Raw genomic sequence first — 23,339 nt, 5'->3', positions numbered from 1 at the left:
TTTGCCCGGGGCTTTTTAATACCAGGTGGTCTGTTTGTACTGGGGGGTCTTAGAGGCAGCCTCCCTATTTTTTACGATGAGGTGGTCTTTATCAAACTGTCGCGTTCTGTAACCCAGCAAATGAAACAGTGATTTGGCCAAAAACCGTACTATTTTTTGGTTGACCAACAGCGTGTCTTTTTTATGGGTTGCCCATTCAATACCGGGCAGTCTTACCAGAATATGGTCTGCCTTCAACTTTCGAAGAAATTTTGAAATCCATAAAAAAACAACAGGAATTTTTTTGATGAAGTAGAACCCCTCGCTCCCCTTGTTTTGGTAGAGTGGCATAAAAATCCGTCTGTTCTTTTTTGTAGAAATCATTCCACTGCCGTTGAGGGCAATAGGTTTCCCTTTGGGTATTTTTTGAAAGTTGATGAACCCAGGCAGCATTTTGAACGCATCTCCCTCTTTGATGGTGTGCTGGTACCGTATTTCATAGAATTCGTGCTTGACGCCGCTCGATTCCCTTACTTTCAGTTTCAATCCATCCACATAATCGTCACTTGCGGTAACGGCTCCTGTAACTGCCAAGGTGTAATTGATAAAATCAATGGCATTTTCTATCGCTTTAGGGTCATCGTGCTGCCCGCTTTCGTACCCAAAGGCCACATAGCCCAATTCATTGATATGGCTCAAGAGCGCTCCTGTCAAATATTCTTCAATGCCCAAAATGATGGGCAGTGGATAGTTTGAAACGAACTTTCTGTTCAACAAACTATCATTGACCACGATGAACGGAGCGGTCTGACCTGATGTGGTATGCAGGTCGATAAAATAAAAAGGTGGTTTTTCGGTGTCAAGAATTTCATGGAGCAGTTCATAAAGCGCCAACATCTCGGCCTCATCTTCGTTTACTTGTTTTTGAGGCAAGTTCGCAATCCTTTCAGGAAACCATATCCGGTTTAAATCTTCTATTTGGTACCGAACCTGTTTTTGAAGGGCACTCAAGTTTCCTGCCACGCCATAAAGGGTGCCATTGATTGTTTCTTCTTTGGATTTCAGTGCATGGAACACTTCTTGCAAGGCAAATACCCCTGCAGGCTCATTGCCGTGCACCCCACCGAAGAAAACCACGGTCGGACCTGGTTTTTTTCCTGATATCTTTCCGATGATCCGATTGATGTTCAACGATTTGTCAAGGGCTTTACTGAAAATTTGGGGCATAGTTAGAGGTCACGGTTGCTGATGATTCCTACCATGGTATTGCCAACACAAACCGGCAGACACCCGATACCGTGGTCTCTCATCATTTTTTTTGCAGTTTCTATTGTTGTTCTGGGATTTATGGTCTTGACATCGGTTACCATGATGTCTGAAACTTTTGCAGAGGCCAAATCCCTAGCTGATGAGAGTGATTCAATATAGCTCCATGTGAGAAGACCCGACAATTCTCCTTTATCATTTTCTACAGGAATGTGATGGATGTTGTTCCACCGCATGATGGCCAAGGCCATATTGGCGTAATCACTTTCATGCAATTTGAGCAGTCGTGTCGACATGATTTCTTCCACTAATTCGAATTTTGATGGAGAAAAATCACTCTTTTCATCTATCATTGGCCATTCATGAACGGGCAGCCCGAGTTGCTGGTTGTGTTGCATAGCCTTGGTCATTTGACGCACCGCTTCATTTGTTTTCAACTTTTTGAGCAACAAGCGATAGTTCTTCACCTGCCATTGTGCCCCGGTATAGCCTCTGGCCCTTGCTTCGATAATCCCAAGAAGTCGTTCGATATCTTTTGGTGCCACCTTGCACTTTTGAAGACCATCGTAAGCAATGGGCAGCAACTCTCTTACCACCAGTTTCTTTGCGGTGACTTGTTGGTCTTTCCAAACAAAAATACTTTCCTTTCCGGTGCGGGCAGCCTTTATAAAATTGGTCTTGGCGGCTTTGAAGTTCATTTGGCTTTCCATAGCATCGAATTCTTTTGGCCTGCCTTTCATCAACCCTATCCAAAAAGCGAAATTCGCCATTTCATCAATGACCGAAGGCCCTGAGGGAATGTAGCGGTTTTCAATGCGCAGGTGTGGTTTTCCGCCGCCAATACCGTAGCAAGGTCGGTTCCATCGGTATACCGTACCGTTGTGCAGGCACAGTGCTTCCAGCTTTGGTATCTGCCCTTTTTTCAACTGCTCAAGAGATCCTTCTTTAATCGGTTTGGTCAACAGTACCCGATGCTTTGAAATGTCTGCCTTGAAGATTTCGGCCACCGACCCTTTTTCCCAATAGTCTCCATATCCGACACGCGGTGTTTGATCCCTCAGGGCATACGATGTTTTTCGGGTATCCAAACTTTGCTGAAAAAGGGCGATTCGGGTCTCCTTCCACAATTCCCTGCCCATGAGCATGGGCGAATTGCAACAAACGGAAAGTACCGGCCCTGCTATGGCCTGTGACCAATTATAACTTGGAATAAAGTCGTATGACGGAATTTGCAGATGCAACTGAAAACTGGTGTTGCATGCCTCGAACATCACGGTGTTGTGCCGTAGCGACAATTCGTCTACTCCGCGGATTTTCAAATTGAAATCACCGCCTTTACAGGCGGTCAAGGCCTCGTTCAGCGCAAAATATCGAGGTATCGGGGTTAAATAATCCATAGACACCTCGTTTTTGCCTATGGTCGGCAATATGCCTGCCAACACCAGTTTGACCTTCAGTTTTTCAGCTTCTGCCGTGCCCTTATGCAACAACTCTTGCAACTGCGCTTCCACTTTTGAAAAACAATCGCCCTTAAGTTCGAAGGGGTCGAGATTGATTTCCATATTGTAGCTTGCCAATTCTGTCGTGAAGTGGGAATCGTCGATTTTCTTCAACAATTCAAGATTGAGGCTTTTTGGTGAATGGTTTCCATCAACCAAGCACAGTTCTTGTTCCGCACCGATTCGAACCACATCATCCTCAAAGAGGTTTTTCTGCAACAGTATCTCCAAAGCCTTGATATCATCAATCAAGTGATTGACAAACGCACTGCGTTCAGTGACATCAAAAGTGTGTTTTGAGATGAACTCTCCCATGTCAAGATATTGCTATCCGACAAATCTAAATGTTATAAGGTGTTGAAAACATGACAATTGTCATATTGCCATGGATGGATAGACAACTGACATTTATCATGTTTTTTAAGAAATGCCCCTCCTAATTTTGGCATAAACAGAATTTTATGTGCACCCTTGTTCAAAAATACAACGTTCCCGGGCCACGCTATACCAGTTATCCGACAGTGCCTTATTGGGATGTTGACAATTTTTCTGGAAAGCATTGGAAAGCCAGTGTCAAAAAAAGTTTCAACGAAAGCAAAGACGAAGGCATCAGTCTTTATATACACCTGCCTTTTTGCGAGCACATGTGCACCTTTTGCGGTTGCCATAAACGCATCACCAAAAGGCATGAGGTAGAGTTGCCCTACATCAACGCTGTTTTAAAAGAATGGAAGCTGTACCGTACGCTTTTGGGCACTCGGCCCATCATTAAGGAGCTGCATTTAGGTGGAGGCACCCCTACTTTTTTCTCGCCTGAAAACCTGAAACTCTTGATTTCGGGCATTTTTAGGTCAGCACAGGTTGCTCCCGATGCCGAGTTGAGTTTTGAGGGCCACCCGAACAACACCACCAAAGCACATTTACAGGCCCTCTATGATGTGGGGTTCAAAAGGGTCTGTTTTGGTGTTCAAGACTACAATGAGAAAGTACAGCAAGCCATACGTCGTGTACAGCCTTTTGAAAACGTTAAAAACGTGACCCAATGGGCTCGTGAAATTGGCTATACTTCCGTGGGTCATGACATTATTTATGGCCTGCCCTTTCAAACATTGAACGATGTAAAAAATACCATAGCCAAGACCAGTGAACTGAGGCCCGACCGCCTTGCATTTTATAGTTATGCCCACGTGCCGTGGCGAAAGGGCAACGGACAAAGAGGGTATCGTGATGAAGATTTGCCCAATGCCGAAGACAAGAAGTTGCAATATGAAATTGGAAAAAAACTGTTGACCGATTTTGGTTACCATGATATTGGCATGGATCATTTTGCCCTTGAAACTGACACATTGTACCGAGCGGCGGCGAACGGCAAACTGCATCGCAACTTTATGGGCTACACCGCTTCAAAAACCCAATTGATGATCGGTCTTGGGGCATCGAGCATCAGCGATAGTTGGTATGGGTTTGCACAAAACGTGAAAAGTATTGAAGAATACCAACACTTGGTTGAACATGACATCATTCCCGTATATCGAGGACATTTGTTGGATGCAGAGGATGAAACCCTTCGCAAACATATTTTGAATTTGATGTGTCGTTTTGAAACCTCTTGGGAGTTGGGAAGCCTAAACCCTCAAGACATTCAGCACATCATCGATAATTTGACAGAGCTCGAGCATGATGGTCTTGTGGAAATCAAACCTGACGAAATCAAAGTGACCAAAAAAGGACGCCCGTATGTTCGAAACATCAGTATGGCATTTGATATGCGATTGTATCGAAAAAAACCAGAGACACAATTGTTTTCAATGACTGTGTAACCTACTTATCATATAAATCCTAAAATCAAAAGAAATGAAACGAATTATTGTACCCATAGATTTTTCAGAACAGTCTGAACTGGCCCTAAAGGTTGCCGCAAAATTGGCAGCAAAAAATGATTCAGAACTTTTTGTGCTGCACATGCTCGAATTGTCACAGGGCATCATGTCGAACACTGAATACATCCCCCAGGTTCATATCGTACACCTCATGAAAGTGGCCGAAAAGCGCTTTGACGATTTCTTGGACAAGCCTTATTTGAAAGGTATCAGCATAACCCCCATCATCAAGCACTACAAAGTGTTCAGTGAAATCAATGAGGTGGCTGAAAAGCATAGTGTAGACCTTATCGTAATGGGATCTCACGGTGTGGATGGCCTTCAAGAAATTTTTATAGGCTCGAACACTGAACGTGTGGTACGGAATTCAGACATACCCGTACTTGTGGTCAAGCACAAAGAAAATGTTGAACGGTTCAAGACCGAAAATTTTGTCTTTGCCTGCGATTTTGAAGAAGAAAGTGTTCATGTCGCCAAAAGGGCCGTCGATTTTGCAAAAATGCTGGGGGCTAAGTTACATTTGGTCTATATCAACACTCCTGCTGATAACTTTTTGAGCAATGACGATGCCTATAAACGCATTAACAAATTTTTGAATGTGGCCAAACTTGGTCTAGAGGTAGAAATTTACAACGACTACTCGGTCGAAAAGGGCATTTTAAATTACAGTGAAAATATCGGTGCCGATATGATCGGCATACCCACCCACGGCAGAAAAGGACTGTCACATTTCTTTTTGGGCAGTATCGGTGAAGACATCGCCAACCACAGCAAAATACCCGTGGTGACTTTTAAAATTTAGCCCATGATAAAAAATCTTGAGATGGATAAATGCCTTGAGGTTTTAGGAAATAACCTCATTGGTAGAATCGGATACATTTTTGGCCAAAGTCCATTTATTGTACCCATTACCTATTTTCATGATAAGGAACAAAAATGCATAATCAGTTATTCGGCCGAAGGTCATAAAATGGAAGCGATGCGCCGATATGACATCATTGCTCTACAGGTTGATGAAATAGATTCCATTGAGCAATGGAAATCGGTACTGGTTCAGGGTAGATTTGAAGAATTGACGGGAATTGATGCCAAACTATATCTACGCCGTTTTGCCGATGGCGTTCGTGAGATTATGGAACGTAAGGGTGTAAGCGTACCCAAGTTCATAAAAGATTTTTCCAGTACCCTAGAAAATCGCGGGGTGCCAACAGTGTACAAGCTTATCATTAACGACATTATAGGCAAGGCTAAAGAGAGGTAACCACATGCCACCAATAATAAAAGACATTTTTATCCTTTTATGATATATATCAGCTTTTCACCTCTACAAACCCGCTACTTTTGAACCATGAAGCAAGTGATGGCCATACCGCTGATTCTTATTATGTTGGTTAAACCGTTATGGCCCATTGCTGAATACATCATCAATTACGATTATATCGTCACTAATCTTTGCGAAAATCGAGATAGGCCACAATTGCAATGTGATGGTAAATGTTATTTGGCTAAAATGTTAGCTGAAGAGAGTGGACAGCAACAAGATAATCCGTTTGAGGGCCATCAATTGAACAGTGATTGGATTCCATTTTTGCATTGCCCAACAACAAATGCATTTGATGTTTCAGTTGCAGTTTCTGAAATCCAGAAAAATCCTTGGCGCTATATAAACAAAAAAAATACACCCCCCTTTATCAACCAACCTACCCCACCTCCGAAAACACACGTTTAAGTATACTTTTTGAATTGGGTCATTGTCTTCCTCTGGGGAGGATGACAGTATCCTTTATACCTCTACTTAAACCGTTGTACAATGAAATTCTATCGTGGCGACCTGAACTGTCAGGTAGCTAAAACACATCACAAAAAACCAGTGATACTTTACTGGGGCTGCCTGCTATTAATAGTGATAAGCTTCACAAATAGCTTTGGACAAACCGAAGAGGTTTTTCATACAGACAGTATTCTGACCGTTCATTTACAAGAGGTGATCTTGATAAAATCAAGAATGCCAGAAGACTACCAGAAACAGGCAAAACCTTTGGCTTTTATAGATGACTATTTAGAAAAAAGCCATAAGGTCTGTATGGTCAAAAGAGGTGCCTATGCTTGGGAACCCATGGTCAATTCCATGACCAGTGAGCGGCTTTCAATCACCATTGACGGCATGCGAATTTTCCCCGCCTGTACCGATAAAATGGACCCCATCACCTCTTATGTCGATGTTTCTAACCTTCAGCATGCCAAAATAACATCAGGCCAAGAAGGTGCAGAAATTGGCTCGGCCATTGGAGGAGGTATTGACCTTCAATTGGACAAATCCGGATTTGAAAACAAAGGCTGGCAAACCAGTTTTGAATCGGGCTTTGAGGCCAACAATATGCAACGCATCTTGGGGTCGGAAATCAATTACTCCGATAAAATGAGTTATGTGGATGCCGACATTATTTATCGAAAGGCAGACAATTATGCGGCTGGCGGTGGTGAAGAGGTTGCCTTTTCCCAATTTGAGAAATACAACCTTTCAGCCAATGGGGGCATTAAAATCAATAAAAATGAATCTGTATCTGCATCCTTTATTTATGATGAAGCTCGAAATGTAGGCTATCCTGCATTGCCAATGGATGTTTCTTTGGCCAGGGGCATCATTGGTTCTGCGGAATACCAAAACCAGCGCCTTTTGGGATTGGATGATTTTACGAGCAAAATCTATTTCAACACCATTACCCATATCATGGACGACTCGCAACGGCCTGATGTGCCCATTCGAATGGACATGCCCGGTTGGAGCGACACGTATGGATTTATCAATAAAGCCAACCTTAAAACCGATAAGCACTCGTTGCTTTTAAAATGGGATGGATTTTACAATCGGTCTTTGGCAGAGATGACCATGTATCCCAATAACTCCAATGAACCCCCCATGTTCATGTTGACATGGCCCGATGTTCATACACTGAACACCGGAATTTATTTGGAGGATGAGCTGCAGTTGAATGATGGCCAATTAAAATTAAGTGGCCGATTGGCTTTTCAAGATAATCGGGTCGCAGATGAATTTGGACTGAACAGTTTGAGGATTTTCTATCCAAATATGGAAGCCTCACAGACTCGCTTGCTCAAAAGTATTTCGGTTCGTTACCGTAAAAGTCTGGGCAATTTTGAGGTTTCAACTGGGCTGTCTTTCGGCGATAGGGCACCTTCGGTTTCTGAAGGCTTTGGTTTCTATCTGTTCAATAGTTTTGACAACCATGACTACATCGGAAATCCTGAAATGCAGAACGAACAGTCATACGAAGCCAACGGAAAATTGAGCTGGAAAAAGGGCAAGGCGAATTTCACCCTGAGCGGAAATTATTTTCACATGCCCAATTATATCATTGGTGAAGTGGCCCAAGATTTGAGCACCATGACCATTGGTGCGGCCGGAGTAAAGATCTATACCAATCTTGATCATGCCACCCAGTATAACGCCACGTTGGAGTCTAATTTTGAAATCGCATCCCATTTGTCGTGCGATGCTGCATTGAGCTACCATAGGGGTTTTGACCATGAGGGCAGAAACCTCCCGTTCATCAGCCCTCTAGCGTACAGTGCCTCGTTGCAATATGCCCAAAAAAGTTTTACAGCAGCTTTTCAGCTTTCAGGGGCTGGTGACCAAGTAAACTTCAATCCAGAATTTGGTGAGGACAAAACCGCTGCCTACACGGTTTTCTCATTGAATATGGGCAAAAACTTCACGTTTGGAAATCGGAATTTGATCTATGCCAAGGTAGGTGTTGAAAATATTTTCGACACTTGGTATTCAACCTTTACTGATTGGGCAAACATCCCAAGAATGGGGCGTAATGTTTATGCCACTTTAACTTATAATATCAATTAAATACAATAACAATTCTGAAATACATTTATCATGAAAACAATTAAATTTTATACCCTCACTATTCTAATTGCCGTTTTGTTCACAGCATGTTCAGAGAGCAATGATGACCCGATTGTAATTGATGAAAATCCATTGGCAGCGTTCAATCTTCTATCCAGTTTTGAGGCGAACAACCATACTGTAGAAGTGTATTCTAAGCAAAACCAGTACACCATAGGCTATAACGAGCTCTTTTTTCGGATCAAAGACAACGGTACAGATAGTTATATTTCGGATGCCTCTCTAACCATGACCCCCATGATGCACATGGAAATGATGTCACATTCTTGTCCAAAATCTACAATAAGCAATACCAAGGAAGCATCGGTCTATAAGGGCTTCAGCATTTTTCAAATGCCTGGCAATGCCACTGAGTATTGGGAGCTTGGCCTAGAATACAGTTTTGGTGGGCAGACCTATAACCTTGCCGAGCGCATAGAGGTAAAAGCCCCTGCTGATGGCAAGAAAAGGGTCAATGTATTTACAGGGGCAGATGAAAATCGTTACGTTTTGGCCATGATGCCGATGAAACCCGAGGTTGCCGTCAATGACTTCTCTGCCATGCTCTTTAAAATGGAAAACATGATGACTTTTCCCGTGGCGGAGGGATATACGATTGAAATCGACCCAAGAATGCCTGGCATGGGCAATCATAGCTCGCCCAATAATCAAAACCTGACTTTTGACGCTTCGAACAACATGTACAAGGGCAAGTTATCGCTGACAATGACCGGATATTGGAAAATCAACCTAAAGGTCAAGGATGCCTCAGGAGCACTATTAAAAGGTGAAGACGTAACTGAAGAGAATGAGGCCAGTAGTCTCTATTTTGAAATGGAATTTTAGCAACCTTTTTCTTTTACAGAAAAGACCGCCTGATCTGGCGGTTTTTTTTGTTCATTTGACTATAAAGGAAGTGTTGATTTTCCATCTTCAATATCTGAAACCAACTGTGAAATAGTTGTTTCTTCAAGGTTCTTAACAAAAAAAGACTTGGCATCACCCACCAGATCATGCAAAGGGCATGGATTATCGGCATCACATTCTCGAATACTTAACATACAAGAACGCAAACGTTGTTCGCCATCAATGACCTCTACAATCTTTATCAATTGGGTCTCCATATTCTTCTCATCCAAATAAAATCCACCGTTGGGCCCTTTTACGGAGGAAACGATATCGTGCCTGCCCAATTCCTGTAAAAGCTTGGCCATATAAGACGCCGGAGCATTTATGGGCTCTGCAATATCCTTGGCCATTATTTTGTTCGATTCGCTTGCGTATACTGCCAGATACAAAACCCCCTTCAGGGCATATTTTGAAGAGTTTGAAAGCATGGAAGGCCTAAATTTTTAGAAAGATAAAGATTAAAAGACATTTTTATCCTTTATATGACAAAAATCATGTTTTTCGCAAAGATGCCCCCCTATTTTTGGACAATTATTAAAATATCGATCCATGAAAATCAACTTGAAAATATCCGCAGTCTTATTTGCCTCGCTTCTCATCGCATGTGGAGGTAAAAAAGAAAAAAAGGAAGAGGGCTTTAGCGTGAACAGAACAAAATCCACTGAAAAAGTCACTGAAAGCAAGCCCGAAACAAACGAGGTTCCCGCTTCGCAGCGCATCACTTTAGACAATAAGGGTGTCGGTCAAATTAAAAACATCACGCTAGACCCTGAAATCAATCAAGAAATGGCCGCAGCAGGTGCCGAACTCTTCAAGACCAATTGCACTGCTTGCCATAAAACGGACAAGCGGTTCATCGGCCCAAAAATGCAAGGGATTTTGGAAAGACGAAGCCCTGAATGGGTCATGAACATGATTCTTGACCCCAAACTGATGGTAGAGGAAGACCAATGTGCCAAAGACCTTTTGGTAGAGTTTAACGGTGCGGCCATGGCCAACCAAAATCTCACCGTAGAGCAGACCCGCTCGTTACTTGAATTCTTTAGAACACTCTAAACCTTTATATTATGAAAGCATCAACCCGACTTAAATTATTGGTGTATCCACTGCTACTGCTTTTTTTAGTGGTGGGCTGTAATACCGCGAACAAAACCGAAAAGGCTTCTTCTACAGCAATCACCAATGATACCGAAGCCAATAAAGAACAAGGGCAAGCATTTATCGAAAATGATGAATCTACTCCAACAGTCTTGAGCATTGCCATCAATTCACCAGATCATTCCACTTTGGTCGCCGCGGTTCAGGCAGCGGATTTAGAGAATGCCTTGGTGAATGCCGGGCCTTTGATGGTATTCGCACCGACCAATGAAGCCTTTGCCGCACTTCCTGAAGGAACAGTGGAGAATTTATTGAAACCAGAAAATAAGGCTGCGCTGCAAAACATTTTGAAGCACCATGTCACCCCTGGTAAGTACGACAAAGAGTTTTTGAAAAACTTCAAAAAATTGGGTCAGGCCAATGACCAGAATACTACGGTAGAGGTCAAAGGCGATGATGTATATGTGGGTGGTGCCAAAATTTTGGGCAGTGTGAACGCAGGAAACGGAATCGTACATGTGGTGGACAAGGTTATCCTACCTCCATCCGAAGGATAAAAATAAAACTGAATTAAGATAAATAAGCAACAATGAAAAAGTATCGTTTTTATATGATGACCTTGATGGGAGCACTGCTCCTCTCAAGTTGTGGAACGGGTGGCGACAAAGGTGCGAATGGTGCCTTGGGATCGAGCGCTGCCGAGAAAGTTTATGTAGCCCCTGGGGAGCAAGATTCGTATTATGCCTTTATGTCCGGTGGATATAGTGGCAACATTACTGTGTACGGTCTACCCTCAGGAAGGATGTTCAAAGAAATTCCAGTATTCTCACAATTTCCGACTTCAGGTTATGGGTACTCTGAGGAGACCAAGCCCATGTTGAACACCTCTTTTGGCTTTGTGCCATGGGATGATGCCCACCACCCCGATATTTCACAAACCAATGGCGAATTGGACGGTCGCTGGATTTTCATCAATGGCAATAATACACCACGTATTGCCAGAATTGATTTGAGCACGTTTGAGACCGCCGAAATTATCGAAGTACCCAATAGTGCTGGCAACCACAGTTCTTCTTTTATCACAGAAAACACGGAGTATGTCGTTGCGGGCACACGTTTCTCGGTACCCGTACCACAGCGTGACATGCCCATTAATGAATACAAGGGCAATTTTAAGGGAGCTGTTTCCTTTATCAGTGTCGCACCGGATACTGGGCGATTGAATTTGGAATTCCAGTTAATAATGCCCGGTTTTAATTACGATTTGGCCCACCCAGGCAGGGGCGACTCCCATGGTTGGTTTTTCTTCACTACCTACAATACAGAAGAGGCCAATACCTTGCAGGAAGTGAATGCTTCCCAAAATGACAAGGATTTTATCGCGGCCATCAATTGGAAAAAAATTGAGGAATATGTCAAAAATGGTGGTGGAACCAAAATGGCTACGGAATATGCCCATAACGTTTATGATGAGCATACCCATACAGGTACGTCGACCATGAAAAACGAAGTCATCACGGTCAATCCGACCGATGTTCCGGGCGCGGTATTCTTTTTGCCCACTCCGAAATCACCCCATGGTTGTGACGTTGATCCATCAGGGCAATACATTATTGGCAATGGAAAGCTTTCCGCCGACTTGACCATTCATTCTTTTGACAAGATGATTGCCGCCATCGAAGGCCAAAAATTTGATGGCGAGGCCTATGGCATCCCGATATTGAAGTTTGAGGATGTACTTGCCGGGACTGTAGAGAGCGGTGGATTGGGCCCCCTACATACCGAGTTCGATGCTGAAGGAAATGCCTATACCACATTCTTCATCTCTTCTGAGGTCGTGAAATGGAAGTTGGGTACCTGGGAGGTCATCGATCGCAAGCCAACCTTCTATTCTGTCGGCCACTTGATGATTCCCGGTGGTAATTCACGCAAACCATTCGGCAAATATGTGGTCGCCATGAACAAGATCACCAAAGACCGTTATTTGCCCACAGGCCCTGAAATGGAGCACTCAGCACAGATCTATGATATCTCTGGCGAGAAAATGGAACTCATCTACGATTTTCCTACCCATGGTGAGCCCCACTATGCCGCTGGTTGCCCTGCAGAGTTGTTGGCACCTAAATCTAAAAAGATTTACCGTTTGGATGACAACAAACATCCCTTCGCCATCAACAATCCATCAGAGGCCCGCGTTGAACGTGACGGAAATGTAGTTCATGTCTACATGAGCACCATTCGAAGCCACTTCACACCTGACAATATTGAGGGTATCAAAGTGGGTGATAAGGTGTATTTCCATATCACGAACCACGAACAAGATTTTGATGTTCCCCACGGTTTTTCAATTATTGGTCAGAACACATCAGAGCTGTTGATCATGCCAGGTCAGACCAAGACATCTTTGTGGGAGCCCAAAAAAGTTGGGGTATGGCCTTTTTATTGTACGGATTTCTGCTCTGCGCTGCACCAAGAAATGCAGGGATATGTAAGGGTATCGCCAGCTAGTTCAAACTTAGAGCTTTCATGGTCATTGGGCGAGTAGCTATCTAACCAATAACTGCAAGAGCGGGCTGTGTCGATGGACCTGCCCGCTCTTTTGAATTGTAACAATGGTTTAGTAATTAAAGTAGGTATAAAATGAAGAAGGCAAGTTTACTGATGATGATTGGTCCGATTTTTTTATTGGGATTGTTCATATTTCCACTTTGGAACATTGAGTTGGGCGCGCCGCAATACCCAGATCCTTTAGGGATAAATATTTATATCAACGGACTGGAAGGTCAAAACGAATTTGACATTCAAAATATTGATGGGCTCAACCACTACATTGGCATGAAAACATTGCCCAAACCTGAAGATATGTGGGAGTTTTCGGTTTTTCCTATGGTTATAGGGGGAATGGTATTCTTGGGGGTCCTTATCGGATTCTTGGGATACCTTGGTAAATTATCGTACCATTGGTTCTTCGGCTGGTTTGTGGCCATGTCAATTTTGGGGGTCTTGGGCATGTACGATTTCAATGCATGGCTTATCGACTACGGAACCAATTTAGACCCCAAGGCTATTATGAAACTGCAAAATCCTGACGGAACACCCATGAGCTACAAGCCACCACTTTTGGGGCATCAAAAAATGTTGAATTTTGATGCGTATTCGTACCCAAGACTTGGCGCTTATCTCATGTTCGTTGGCATGTGCCTTACCATTCTGGCCGGCTATTTGGGTTGGAAAAACAGAAGAGCCCTCAAAACAAAACACACAAAATCGTTATCTCACGCATGAAAAAAATAGTGCTTATATCGTCGGTTTTGTTTCTTTTCGCATGTTCGATTCGTCCAAAACCGATAGCTTATGGAGAAACGGGCTGTCATTTCTGTAAAATGACGGTCGTTGATAAACAGCATGCCGCGCAATTGGTCACAACAAAAGGAAAGGTCTTCAATTTTGATGCCTCTGAATGCATACTCAATTATATAAAGGAAATTGATTCCACCTCGGTCGGTCTTGTATTGGCCAATGATTACAACAACCCCGGAGAGCTTATCGATGCGACCCAGGCAACCTTTCTTATCAGTGAAGGCATCCCAAGCCCCATGGGTGAGTACTTGACTGCCTTTAGCAATAAAGATGATGCCCAAGAAGCCTTAAATGAGCATGGAGGAAGATTATTTACTTGGGAGGAGCTTAAGCAACGGTTCGATTAACCTTAAAACAACAAAAATGTACAGTATCAAAATAGACAACACCATAGCAAATCAATCTTTCGATGCGCTACAAGTAAAGCAGTTGGTCAAGAACAACAAGCTTGAAATACTCAGCATCAGTCTTGCCAAGGGAGCCATTTTCCCACCACACGAATCACATGAAGATGCCCACTTGGTGGTGCTGGAAGGTTGCATTGCTTTTTATATTGAAGAAAGCCCCATTGTTTTAACAGAACAGCAACAATTCAGTTTCCCCAAAAACAAATCACATTGGGTAGAGGCCTGTGAGGATTCCAAATTTTTGATCATTCGATAAGTGAAGGGGCTTCATATCATATTCTTTTTTGGTGCGTTTTTCTTTTTTCAGACAACGATTGCCAAAACCATTGCGATATGCAATACGTGCGAAGTGGGTTCCATAAAAAAGGGCATTTCACTGGCAGCCGACCATGATACCCTTTTGGTCAAAAAAGGGGTGTACAAAGAGTACAACATCATCATTGACAAACCTTTGACGCTGAAAGGAGAGAACTATCCTGTTGTTGATGGAGAGAAAAAAGGTGAAATCATCAGGGTGGTTTCCGACCATGTCACCATCGATGGTCTTTTCATCATCAATGTGGGCATTAGCTATACTTCTGACCATGCTGCGATACGTGTCGTAAAAAGCGAGGATTTTATCATTCAAAATGTCGTTTTGGAAAAGCTTTTTTTTGGCATCTATTTAGAAAAATCCAGCAATGGAAAGGTATACCACAATAAGATAATTGGTGATGCCAAGGATGAATACAATTCTGGCAATGGCATACAACTGTGGTACTCGAACAACGTTCAGGTAGACCGAAACATTGTACAAGGAACAAGGGATGGTATTTATCTTGAGTTTTCTGACAACATCACCATAAACAATAACAGCAGTGCCAATAACTTGAGGTATGGGCTACATTTCATGTTTTCCAATGACGACACCTACTCCAACAACACCTTTGAAAACAATGGTGCGGGTGTGGCGGTCATGTTCTCAAAGAATATCAAAATGCTGAACAATACGTTCCGAAAAAATTGGGGCACGGCCTCTTATGGCATGTTGTTGAAGGAGATCAACGATGGTGAAATTCAAGGAAACACCTTTGAAGAGAATACCATTGGCATCAATATAGAGGGTTCTAACCGAATCGATTATACGAACAACCACTTTATCAGAAACGGGTGGGCCGTCAAAGTGCTGGGGGCCTGCTATACCAACACTTTCAAAAATAACAACTTTTTGTACAACAGCTTTGACATCTCTTACAATAGCAAATTGAACGACAATACGTTTGTCTCGAATTATTGGAGCGGCTACACGGGCTACGATCTCGACAAAAATGGCGTTGGGGATGTTCCATACAGACCAGTAAAACTCTTTTCGTACATCGTGAACAGAACACCGGAGACCATCGTACTTTTACGTAGTCTTTTTATGGATGTCATCGATTTTTCCGAAAAGGTATCTCCCGTTTTCACCCCGGATAATTTATTGGATGCAGCTCCACTCATGAAACCAATCGAATGATACAAATAAAAAATCTTCACAAAAAATTCGGCAAGAACGAAGTGCTGAGAGACCTTGACCTCACCATAGAGCCAGGTGGCATCATAGCGGTCTTGGGGCCCAACGGGTCGGGCAAGACCACGTTGATCAAATCCATTCTGGGCATGGTGATCCCCAATGAGGGGGATATTTTGATAAATGGCAAATCCATCAAGCGAGAATGGAAGTACCGCCAACAAATCGAGTACCTACCGCAGATTGCCAACTTTCCCAACAACCTAAAGGTGAAAGAGCTAATTCGCATGATCAAAGACCTTAGACAACGCGAAAGCAATGAGATGCATTTGATAGCACTATTTGGGTTGGAACCTTTTTTGGACAAAAAGCTGTCCACACTGTCAGGGGGCACCAAACAGAAAGTAAACCTGGTGCTCACCTTGATGTTCGATAGTCCATTGATCATTCTTGATGAACCCACAACAGGACTTGACCCTGTTGCCCTGATACATCTCAAGGAACATTTGCAGAGAGAGAAAGACAATGGCAAGACCCTATTGGTGACCTCTCATATCATGCAGTTTGTCGAAGAGGTTGCAGATGAGATCATATACTTGCTTGAGGGAAAAATATACTTTCAAGGCAGCCCTGAAAAGCTCAAAAATCAGACCCGCCAGACTAATGTAGAACATGCCATTGCGGCCATAGCCGAAACCACACATGCTTAAGATTCTGAAGTATAGTTTTTACGATTTGATGCGCAGCCGTTGGAGCTATGTATACTTTCTTTTTTACTTGGCTCTTGGGTTTGTGCTTTTGTTTTTGAACAACGATGTTTCAAAAGCGGTCATCACCCTGATGAACATTATCATTGTTTTGGTGCCCTTGATCGGAACCATTTTCGGGGTCATGTACTACTACAATTCCAAAGAGTTTACAGAACTGTTGTTGGCACAGCCCATAAAAAGGTCATCTATATTTCTAGGGCAATATCTGGGGGTGGCAGGTTCCCTAACATTGAGTTTAGTACTCGGTCTGGGCATTCCATTTGTGCTGTACGGTCTTTTTAGAAGCGACGCCATTTTTGATTTTTCACTGTTATTGGTGGTCGGGGCATTTTTGACTCTCATCTTTACGGCACTATCCTTCAATATTGCCTTATCAAATGAAAACAGGATCAAAGGCTTCGGATACGCCGTTCTCTTATGGTTGTTTTTGGCGGTAATTTACGACGGCCTGTTTCTAATGTCGCTGATTCTTTTTGAGGAATATCCCTTGGACACTTTTTCGTTGTTGGCAACCATGTTCAACCCCATTGACCTCTCGCGTACCCTGATTCTTCTGAAGCTTGACATATCTGCACTTTTGGGATACACTGGTGCCGTTTTCAAATCGTTTTTCGGTACCGGACTTGGATTTTTTGTTTCCCTTCTGATGCTCACCCTTTGGACAGTCATTCCCATTCTACGGCTCATCTATAAATCTAAAAAGAAAGATTTTTGAAGATTGATATTCTTCGAAAGAATGAGATTTATCATACAAATCCCAAAGAGGTAGGTGTAATTTAGCATTAGTTATCAAAAGTACACATCACAAGAATCGGATGTAGCATTATTCCGATTTATGACCACTTGTGCGATGAGCTTTCAAAACATAAACTTTTAGCGGACCATTTAGGTTCGTTAACACTAGCTTTCGACTGAAAAGGGGAAACTTATCATTGGGTTTCCCCTTTTTTTATTCCAATGATTTCTACCCTGACATTTATCATGTTTATCGTCACCATATCAACGTACTTTAATAGTAGAAATTTAAATCTATCACTAATGAAAAAGCGCGTTCCTGTATCACAGATAATGACCACAAAAGTAGTGACCCTAAGCACCAAAGACGATTTGGTCACTGCTGAAGAACTTTTTAAGAAGAACAACATCAGACATATTCCGGTAACGGCCGGAGACCGAATTTTGGGCATGTTGAGCTTTACCGATTTAATGCGAATAAGCTTTGCGGATGCCGTTGACGAGCATGAGCAAGAAGTAGATACCATGGTCTACAATATGTTCACCATTGAACAGGTCATGGCGAAAAATGTCATCAGCGTACCTTCGACGGCCACCATAAAAGAAGTAGCTGAATTTTTGGCTGAAAAAGAGTTTCATGCCCTGCCCGTCGTCGACGATGGAAAGTTGGTGGGCATTGTGACCACCACGGATTTGATACGATATCTTTTAGAACTTTATTAAGAAGATTTCATTCGGCCACCATTTAGGTGGTTTGATTGTCCTTACCTAGATTGATGATTGCGAAAAGAGGAAGCTTTAGTTGAGCTTCCTCTTTTTTTTACTTTCCGTTGAATCGTTCATAAGCTGCTTTTTCCAATGCTTCTTGATGGTCGGGATGTGCAATTGAAATCAAGGCCTTCGCCCGCTGTTTCAAATTTTTACCGAAAAGATTCACCACGCCGTGTTCAGTGGCCACATAATGTACATGGGCCCGTGTGGTGGTGACCCCAGCACCGGGCTTTAAAATCGATGTGATTTTAGAAACCCCTTTTTTGGTGACCGACGACATGGCAAAAATTGGTTTACCGCCGAGGGAAAGCGATGCCCCACGTATAAAATCCATCTGCCCGCCGACGCCTGAAAATTGAAAACTACCGATGGTATCGGCACACACTTGCCCGGTCAAATCTATTTCAATGGCACTGTTGATGGCCGTTACCTTCGGATTTCTACGGATTCTCGCCGTATCGTTGGTATAGGCTGCATCCCTGAAATCACAGACTGGGTTATCGTCGATAAAATCATATAATTTTCTGGAGCCCACCGCAAAACAGCTCACAATTTTTCCTCGTTTTACCGCTTTTTCCTTGCCAGTGATCACCCCACTTTCCAGCAAGGGCAACACGCCATCAGAAAACATTTCGGTGTGAATACCCAAATCTTTATGGTTTCCCAAATTGGCGAGAACCGCATCGGGAATACTGCCAATGCCCATTTGCAAAGTGGCCCCATCTTCGATCAAAGAGGCAACGTTACCCCCTATTTGATGCTCCAGTGCTGAAATTTGAACGGGATCGTGTTCGTGGATGGGCCGATCCACCTCACAGGCGAACGCAATCTCATCAATATGAACAATACCGGTACCATGTGTTCGTGGTACCGACGGATTGATCTGGGCCACAATCTTTTTTGCAGTTCTCACCGCGGGCAGGGCCACATCTACAGAAACCCCCAAAGAACAATAGCCATGTTTGTCTGGGGGAGAAACCTGTACAAAGGCAACATCCAACGGTAAACTGTCGTAGAACAACCGATGTATCTCACTCAAAAAAATGGGGATGTAGTCTGCCTTGGGGGTATTGACGCTCTTTCTCACATTACCGCCCACAAAGCAAGAATTCAACGTAAATGTGTCATTGTACGGTTCTTGGGTGTACGTGGCATTGCCTTCGGTGTGGATGGAAATAACCTCTATATTTTTTAATTCTTGATGCCGCTCGCATAGCGCATCAATCAATTCATTGGGAGTCATGGCCGCACCTTGAAAAAAAACACGGTCGCCTAATTTTACCAATTTCACCGCTTCTTCAGCTGATGTTATTTTCATAGTATTATTTTTTTGTCATTCCCGTGTAAACGGGAATCTCATTTTGATTTTTCTTTTAATCTAGTTGATAACGCTTACCGTAGTCAATGCTAAACATATCTAGACTTCAATTCGCCCTCGTTAAGCAATTTTGCCCGATGTACCACATTTATGAATTTTACGGCTGATGGCATTCAATTTCTGCCGTTACCGAACCGGTCGATACCGCTTTTGGCGACATATATGGAATACCCAGACCCAAACCGCGAAGTATAAAAAGTGCCCCGATGACTGCTACAAAAACAGGTACTAACTTTCTGACTTTTGCTTTTATGGGTGTTTTCAATAGGCCACCAAAATATACGGCCGAGGTCATGAGTGGAATCGTTCCCAAACCGAACAGTGCCATGTAGAGCGACCCTTGCCACGGATTGCCCAAGGCAATGGCACCCAACAGTGCCATATAGACCAGGCCGCAAGGTAAAAACCCGTTCAGAAAACCAATGGTCAGAAACGTATCTGGTGTACGCTTCTTCAATGCTGCACCCAATTGTGATTTGATCTTTGCCAAAAGCCTGTACATGGGCTTTGCAATGCTGTATTTTTTAAAATGGCGATTGGGCACCAATACCAACAAGATCATGATCGCCCCAATAATGATGGACAGTTTCTGCTGCATGCCGAAAAGGTAAAGCCCCTTTCCCACCAATCCGAAAACCAGCCCCATAAGGGAATAAGAGAGTATGCGTCCAAAATGGTATATGAAAAGTTGCGACAGTTTTTTTGATGTGCTGTTTCTATCCACGGGAAGCATAAAAGCAATAGGGCCGCACATGCCCAAGCAGTGCAGACTACCTAAAAAACCCAATACGATCGCAGATAACAACATAACACCCTATTCTACCTCAAAGAGGCTGTTTTCAATCAGTAACTCAACTTTTCTTTGTGCAAAAAGACTTTACCTTTATAGTTCCATTTTACGGTAATGTCCCAGCGACCGTCCAGCAAGCGATTGTCAGGTATGAGCAAATATGTATTGGACAAACTTATGGGAAAGTTAAAATCCAATTGCCTGTTAGACGGTCTGTAAAGGGACACTTTACCTGTAATATCTTTAACATCAAACTGTTCTGGGAAAACCACTTTCAACCCATCTTCCGTTTTGATGATCTTTAGTTTGGCATTCATCATTGATGCCCTTTTTTCTGCATCGATTTCTTCTTGATAGGCCAATTCTTGCTTGTAGTATTCTTCAGTGACCAAATCGTGGTCTGCACGATTATCTGTGCTCATTCGCACCACAAAGTATAGAATGAAGGCTATGAAGGCTATGAATGCCAAAACGATGCCTGTTCCCCAGTTGATTTTCATATTGTTTTGTTAATGGTTATTTGTTAATCGCTAATAGTGCAAGCATCCATGAATTCAATTGTCAGTGAGCTATTAATCATTAACTTTTAACCTATTTTCTAATTATAACTCCGCGGCGCCAAAAATTGGGTCACCGTAGTCTCTATCAGTTCATCACCACTGTACACCCCAATCTTCAGTTTGTCTTTATCGCCATTTAGGGCAGCACTGTTTATTTCTATGAACAGCGTACCCTCTGCTAGTTGTTCAGCAGGCACTTCAAAACTGTCTTGCGAAACCATTTTGATCTCTCCTTTGTGTGACAATAATCTGAAATTGACATCATCAATATCTTTTACCGTTTTATTGATCAACTTATAGGTGTATACATTACTGATGATATTGTTCTCCTTACGCTCGTACAACTGCCCCGGCAAGCGAAGAATATTCGCTTCAAGCTCATTTCGCAAAAAAAGCATACCTATCAAAACCCCTGTCAGAATGGTCAATACGGCAGTGTAGCCCTTCATTCTGGGGGTGAACCTGAACTTCGTCTTATTGTTGATCTCATCTTCACTTGCATAACGAATCAACCCTTTTGGTCTGTTGATGCTCTCCATGATATGATCACACTCGTCAATGCAGGCCGTGCAGTTCACACACTCTAATTGAGTGCCGTTACGGATATCGATTCCTGTGGGGCAGACATTGACACATTGAAAACAGTCAATGCAGTCACCATGACCCAGCGCATCCCTGTCTTCGTTCTTTCGGAATTTCTTGCGCCCGTTTTCACCTTCGCCCCTTTTATGGTCATAACTTACCACAATGGACTTATCATCCAACAGCACTCCTTGCATACGACCATACGGACAGGCAATGATGCAGACCTGCTCACGGAACCAAGCAAAGACAAAATAGAAAACCCCTGTAAAAATGAGCAACGGTATCATCGTACCCATGTGTGCCAACGGACCATCGGTGATATACCGAATGAGTTTGTCACTGCCTATCAAGTACGCCAAAAACACATTGGCAATCAAAAAGGAAATGATGAAAAATATGCTCCATTTCAATACCCTTTTTCGAATCTTCTTAGCATTCCATGGAGATTTATCCAATCGCATCTGGGCACCGCGGTCACCATCGATCCAGTATTCGATGCGACGGAAGACCATCTCCATGAAAATGGTCTGGGGGCAAATCCATCCACAGAAAATACGGCCATAAGCCACCGTGAAAAGGGAAATGAAAATCACCCCGATGATCATCGAAATCACCACCAAGTGAAAATCTTGCGGCCAAAAAGGAAATCCGAAGATGTTGAAACGGCGTTCAAGCACGTTGAACATCAAGAACTGATTGCCGTTGATTTTTATAAAGGGGGATGCAAAAAGAAAAAGCAGCAGCCCGTAGCTCACATATTTGCGGTATTCGTAATAACGGCCACTAGGTTTTTTAGGATAGACCCACGCCCTTTTTCCCTCAGCCGTTACCGTTCCTATGGAATCCCTAAAATTTTCTTGGTCTTGTGGCATTTTCTTCCGCTTCTTTTCTTTTTCGGCCCCCTACCTTTAACCTTTTGACTGTCCTTTATTATCGCACCCTATTATGGCACTTCCATATTGATATCTGTACCCGCATCATCGATGGTCTTTTTAAAGCCAAGGGTGTCGACCTCAACTTCTATCTTGACAGAATCAACCGCAGGGGCATCGACCTCGGCATGGGGGTCAATCCAAATTTCACCTTCGGCAGCTTTCGGCTCAGCGGGTGTCGTACCCTGAAACTTCAGAACGTAGCTGGCGACCTGCGCCATTTCAAGAGGTTTCAAGCTGTTTTTCCAGGCCACCATGCCCTTGCCATCACGGCCACCTTCTGATATGGTATTGAAGACATTCTTGATGCCTCCGCCCAAAATCCAGTATTCGTCGGTAAGGTTCGGGCCGATACCACCACCACCATCGGCCATGTGGCAAACCACACAATTCGCCGTAAAAATTTTCTGTCCTGCCGCCAAGTCTGCCTCGTCGGTCAATACCTCAACTGTATTCACATCGACCAGATTCTTTGCCGTCTTTTTATATTCTTCTATCTCTGCCTTTGCCAAGGTGATTTCCGTCAGGTATTCTTGTTCTTGGTCATAATCGCCAACGATATGAAATCTCACAAGATAGATCACACTGAAAATAATGGTCGCATAAAAGAGATAGACCCACCATGGTGGCAACACATTGTCAAGTTCCCTGATGCCATCGTAGTTATGGTCGAGGATGATCTCGCCCTCACGTTCAATGGACTTGCTTCTTGTGAGACGCTTGTAGAGGTTTTTGCCCCACGTCCATTCCCATTTTTTGTTCTTGGCAGCGAGATAGCGTTCTTGCGCCTCTTTCGAAAGGGTCTGAAACATGATATTCTCTATGGAGCGCACAATCAATTCAACTGCAATCAGCATGAGCAACACCAACAACAAGAAAAACTGTGTTATGGGGTATTCGATGAAAGCAGGTTTATCTCCTGAATCGATGAAGTATTCCATCAGTCCGAAAATGATGAAGAAGAATAGAGGTACCCTAATCCACCATGGTATTCTAGAAATCATACTATGTT

The 23,339-nt window shown here is 43.2% G+C and carries 24 protein-coding genes; 16 read left to right on the top strand and 8 right to left on the bottom strand.

Annotated features, from left to right (window positions below; translation table 11 throughout):
- Window positions 1-15: 15 nt before the first annotated feature.
- Window positions 16-1,206 carry a succinylglutamate desuccinylase/aspartoacylase family protein gene (locus tag AAAH86_RS09090; protein ID WP_343487260.1) on the bottom strand — a complete coding sequence of 397 codons (1,191 nt, stop codon included), beginning with the start codon at window positions 1,204-1,206 and terminating at the stop codon, window positions 16-18.
- A 2-nt stretch (window positions 1,207-1,208) separates the two neighbouring features.
- Window positions 1,209-3,059 carry a CBS domain-containing protein gene (locus AAAH86_RS09085; RefSeq protein WP_343487259.1) on the bottom strand — a complete coding sequence of 617 codons (1,851 nt, stop codon included), beginning with the start codon at window positions 3,057-3,059 and terminating at the stop codon, window positions 1,209-1,211.
- A gap of 146 nt (window positions 3,060-3,205) precedes the next feature.
- Between AAAH86_RS09085 and hemN the strand changes: the two genes are divergently transcribed.
- From hemN to AAAH86_RS09055, 6 genes are all read left to right on the top strand, one after another.
- On the top strand, window positions 3,206-4,564 hold the full coding sequence (hemN, locus tag AAAH86_RS09080) for an oxygen-independent coproporphyrinogen III oxidase (RefSeq protein WP_343487258.1): 1,359 nt from the start codon (window positions 3,206-3,208) through the stop codon (window positions 4,562-4,564).
- Between the two features lie 34 nt (window positions 4,565-4,598).
- The gene (locus AAAH86_RS09075; protein ID WP_343487257.1) at window positions 4,599-5,426 is read left to right on the top strand and encodes a universal stress protein; all 828 of its coding nucleotides are present in this window, start codon (window positions 4,599-4,601) and stop codon (window positions 5,424-5,426) included.
- Between the two features lie 3 nt (window positions 5,427-5,429).
- Complete coding sequence (locus AAAH86_RS09070; RefSeq protein ID WP_343487256.1) at window positions 5,430-5,885, top strand: pyridoxamine 5'-phosphate oxidase family protein; 456 nt, start codon at window positions 5,430-5,432, stop codon at window positions 5,883-5,885.
- A gap of 87 nt (window positions 5,886-5,972) precedes the next feature.
- Window positions 5,973-6,353 (top strand): hypothetical protein, encoded by a 381-nt coding sequence (locus AAAH86_RS09065; RefSeq protein WP_343487255.1) that lies wholly within the window; start codon window positions 5,973-5,975, stop codon window positions 6,351-6,353.
- 81 nt (window positions 6,354-6,434) lie between these two features.
- Window positions 6,435-8,504: a TonB-dependent receptor gene (locus tag AAAH86_RS09060; protein WP_343487254.1), complete on the top strand. Its 2,070-nt coding sequence runs from the start codon at window positions 6,435-6,437 to the stop codon at window positions 8,502-8,504.
- Between the two features lie 30 nt (window positions 8,505-8,534).
- The gene (locus AAAH86_RS09055; protein ID WP_343487253.1) at window positions 8,535-9,389 is read left to right on the top strand and encodes a hypothetical protein; all 855 of its coding nucleotides are present in this window, start codon (window positions 8,535-8,537) and stop codon (window positions 9,387-9,389) included.
- A 59-nt stretch (window positions 9,390-9,448) separates the two neighbouring features.
- On the opposite strand, the gene AAAH86_RS09050 is transcribed toward AAAH86_RS09055, so the two are convergent.
- Window positions 9,449-9,880 (bottom strand): Rrf2 family transcriptional regulator, encoded by a 432-nt coding sequence (locus AAAH86_RS09050; protein ID WP_343487252.1) that lies wholly within the window; start codon window positions 9,878-9,880, stop codon window positions 9,449-9,451.
- Between the two features lie 121 nt (window positions 9,881-10,001).
- Here AAAH86_RS09050 and AAAH86_RS09045 point away from each other — a divergent pair, with 121 nt between their 5' ends.
- From AAAH86_RS09045 to AAAH86_RS09000, 10 genes are all read left to right on the top strand, one after another.
- Window positions 10,002-10,508: a cytochrome c gene (locus tag AAAH86_RS09045; RefSeq protein ID WP_343487251.1), complete on the top strand. Its 507-nt coding sequence runs from the start codon at window positions 10,002-10,004 to the stop codon at window positions 10,506-10,508.
- Window positions 10,509-10,519: 11 nt separating this feature from the next.
- Window positions 10,520-11,107, top strand: a complete 588-nt coding sequence (locus tag AAAH86_RS09040) for a fasciclin domain-containing protein (protein WP_343487250.1) — start codon at window positions 10,520-10,522, stop codon at window positions 11,105-11,107.
- Between the two features lie 32 nt (window positions 11,108-11,139).
- Complete coding sequence (gene nosZ / locus AAAH86_RS09035; protein WP_343487249.1) at window positions 11,140-13,095, top strand: Sec-dependent nitrous-oxide reductase; 1,956 nt, start codon at window positions 11,140-11,142, stop codon at window positions 13,093-13,095.
- Between the two features lie 95 nt (window positions 13,096-13,190).
- Complete coding sequence (locus AAAH86_RS09030; protein ID WP_343487248.1) at window positions 13,191-13,835, top strand: hypothetical protein; 645 nt, start codon at window positions 13,191-13,193, stop codon at window positions 13,833-13,835.
- Window positions 13,832-14,257 (top strand): nitrous oxide reductase accessory protein NosL, encoded by a 426-nt coding sequence (locus AAAH86_RS09025; protein WP_343487247.1) that lies wholly within the window; start codon window positions 13,832-13,834, stop codon window positions 14,255-14,257. Before AAAH86_RS09030 ends, AAAH86_RS09025 begins: the two co-directional genes overlap by 4 nt.
- A gap of 16 nt (window positions 14,258-14,273) precedes the next feature.
- On the top strand, window positions 14,274-14,573 hold the full coding sequence (locus AAAH86_RS09020) for a cupin domain-containing protein (protein ID WP_343487246.1): 300 nt from the start codon (window positions 14,274-14,276) through the stop codon (window positions 14,571-14,573).
- A 15-nt stretch (window positions 14,574-14,588) separates the two neighbouring features.
- On the top strand, window positions 14,589-15,812 hold the full coding sequence (locus AAAH86_RS09015) for a nitrous oxide reductase family maturation protein NosD (protein WP_343487852.1): 1,224 nt from the start codon (window positions 14,589-14,591) through the stop codon (window positions 15,810-15,812).
- Window positions 15,809-16,516, top strand: coding sequence for an ABC transporter ATP-binding protein (locus AAAH86_RS09010; protein ID WP_343487244.1), 708 nt, complete (start codon window positions 15,809-15,811; stop codon window positions 16,514-16,516). Before AAAH86_RS09015 ends, AAAH86_RS09010 begins: the two co-directional genes overlap by 4 nt.
- Window positions 16,509-17,291, top strand: a complete 783-nt coding sequence (locus AAAH86_RS09005) for an ABC transporter permease (RefSeq protein WP_343487243.1) — start codon at window positions 16,509-16,511, stop codon at window positions 17,289-17,291. Before AAAH86_RS09010 ends, AAAH86_RS09005 begins: the two co-directional genes overlap by 8 nt.
- Before the next feature lie 323 nt (window positions 17,292-17,614).
- Window positions 17,615-18,034, top strand: coding sequence for a CBS domain-containing protein (locus tag AAAH86_RS09000; protein ID WP_343487242.1), 420 nt, complete (start codon window positions 17,615-17,617; stop codon window positions 18,032-18,034).
- A 97-nt stretch (window positions 18,035-18,131) separates the two neighbouring features.
- On the opposite strand, the gene AAAH86_RS08995 is transcribed toward AAAH86_RS09000, so the two are convergent.
- From AAAH86_RS08995 to AAAH86_RS08975, 5 genes are all read right to left on the bottom strand, one after another.
- The gene (locus AAAH86_RS08995) at window positions 18,132-19,400 is read right to left on the bottom strand and encodes an acetyl-CoA hydrolase/transferase C-terminal domain-containing protein (protein ID WP_343487241.1); all 1,269 of its coding nucleotides are present in this window, start codon (window positions 19,398-19,400) and stop codon (window positions 18,132-18,134) included.
- A 157-nt stretch (window positions 19,401-19,557) separates the two neighbouring features.
- On the bottom strand, window positions 19,558-20,268 hold the full coding sequence (locus tag AAAH86_RS08990; protein ID WP_343487240.1) for a sulfite exporter TauE/SafE family protein: 711 nt from the start codon (window positions 20,266-20,268) through the stop codon (window positions 19,558-19,560).
- A gap of 35 nt (window positions 20,269-20,303) precedes the next feature.
- Complete coding sequence (locus AAAH86_RS08985) at window positions 20,304-20,750, bottom strand: FixH family protein (protein WP_343487239.1); 447 nt, start codon at window positions 20,748-20,750, stop codon at window positions 20,304-20,306.
- A 98-nt stretch (window positions 20,751-20,848) separates the two neighbouring features.
- Window positions 20,849-22,267: a cytochrome c oxidase accessory protein CcoG gene (gene ccoG, locus AAAH86_RS08980; RefSeq protein ID WP_343487238.1), complete on the bottom strand. Its 1,419-nt coding sequence runs from the start codon at window positions 22,265-22,267 to the stop codon at window positions 20,849-20,851.
- A gap of 71 nt (window positions 22,268-22,338) precedes the next feature.
- Window positions 22,339-23,331 carry a cbb3-type cytochrome c oxidase N-terminal domain-containing protein gene (locus AAAH86_RS08975; RefSeq protein WP_343487237.1) on the bottom strand — a complete coding sequence of 331 codons (993 nt, stop codon included), beginning with the start codon at window positions 23,329-23,331 and terminating at the stop codon, window positions 22,339-22,341.
- Window positions 23,332-23,339: the final 8 nt, after the last annotated feature.

The sequence above is a fragment of the Allomuricauda sp. d1 genome, from assembly GCF_039592695.1.
Classification (GTDB): domain Bacteria; phylum Bacteroidota; class Bacteroidia; order Flavobacteriales; family Flavobacteriaceae; genus Flagellimonas_A.
Note: the sequence above shows the minus strand (reverse complement) of the source record. Positions and strands in the feature narration are given on the sequence as shown.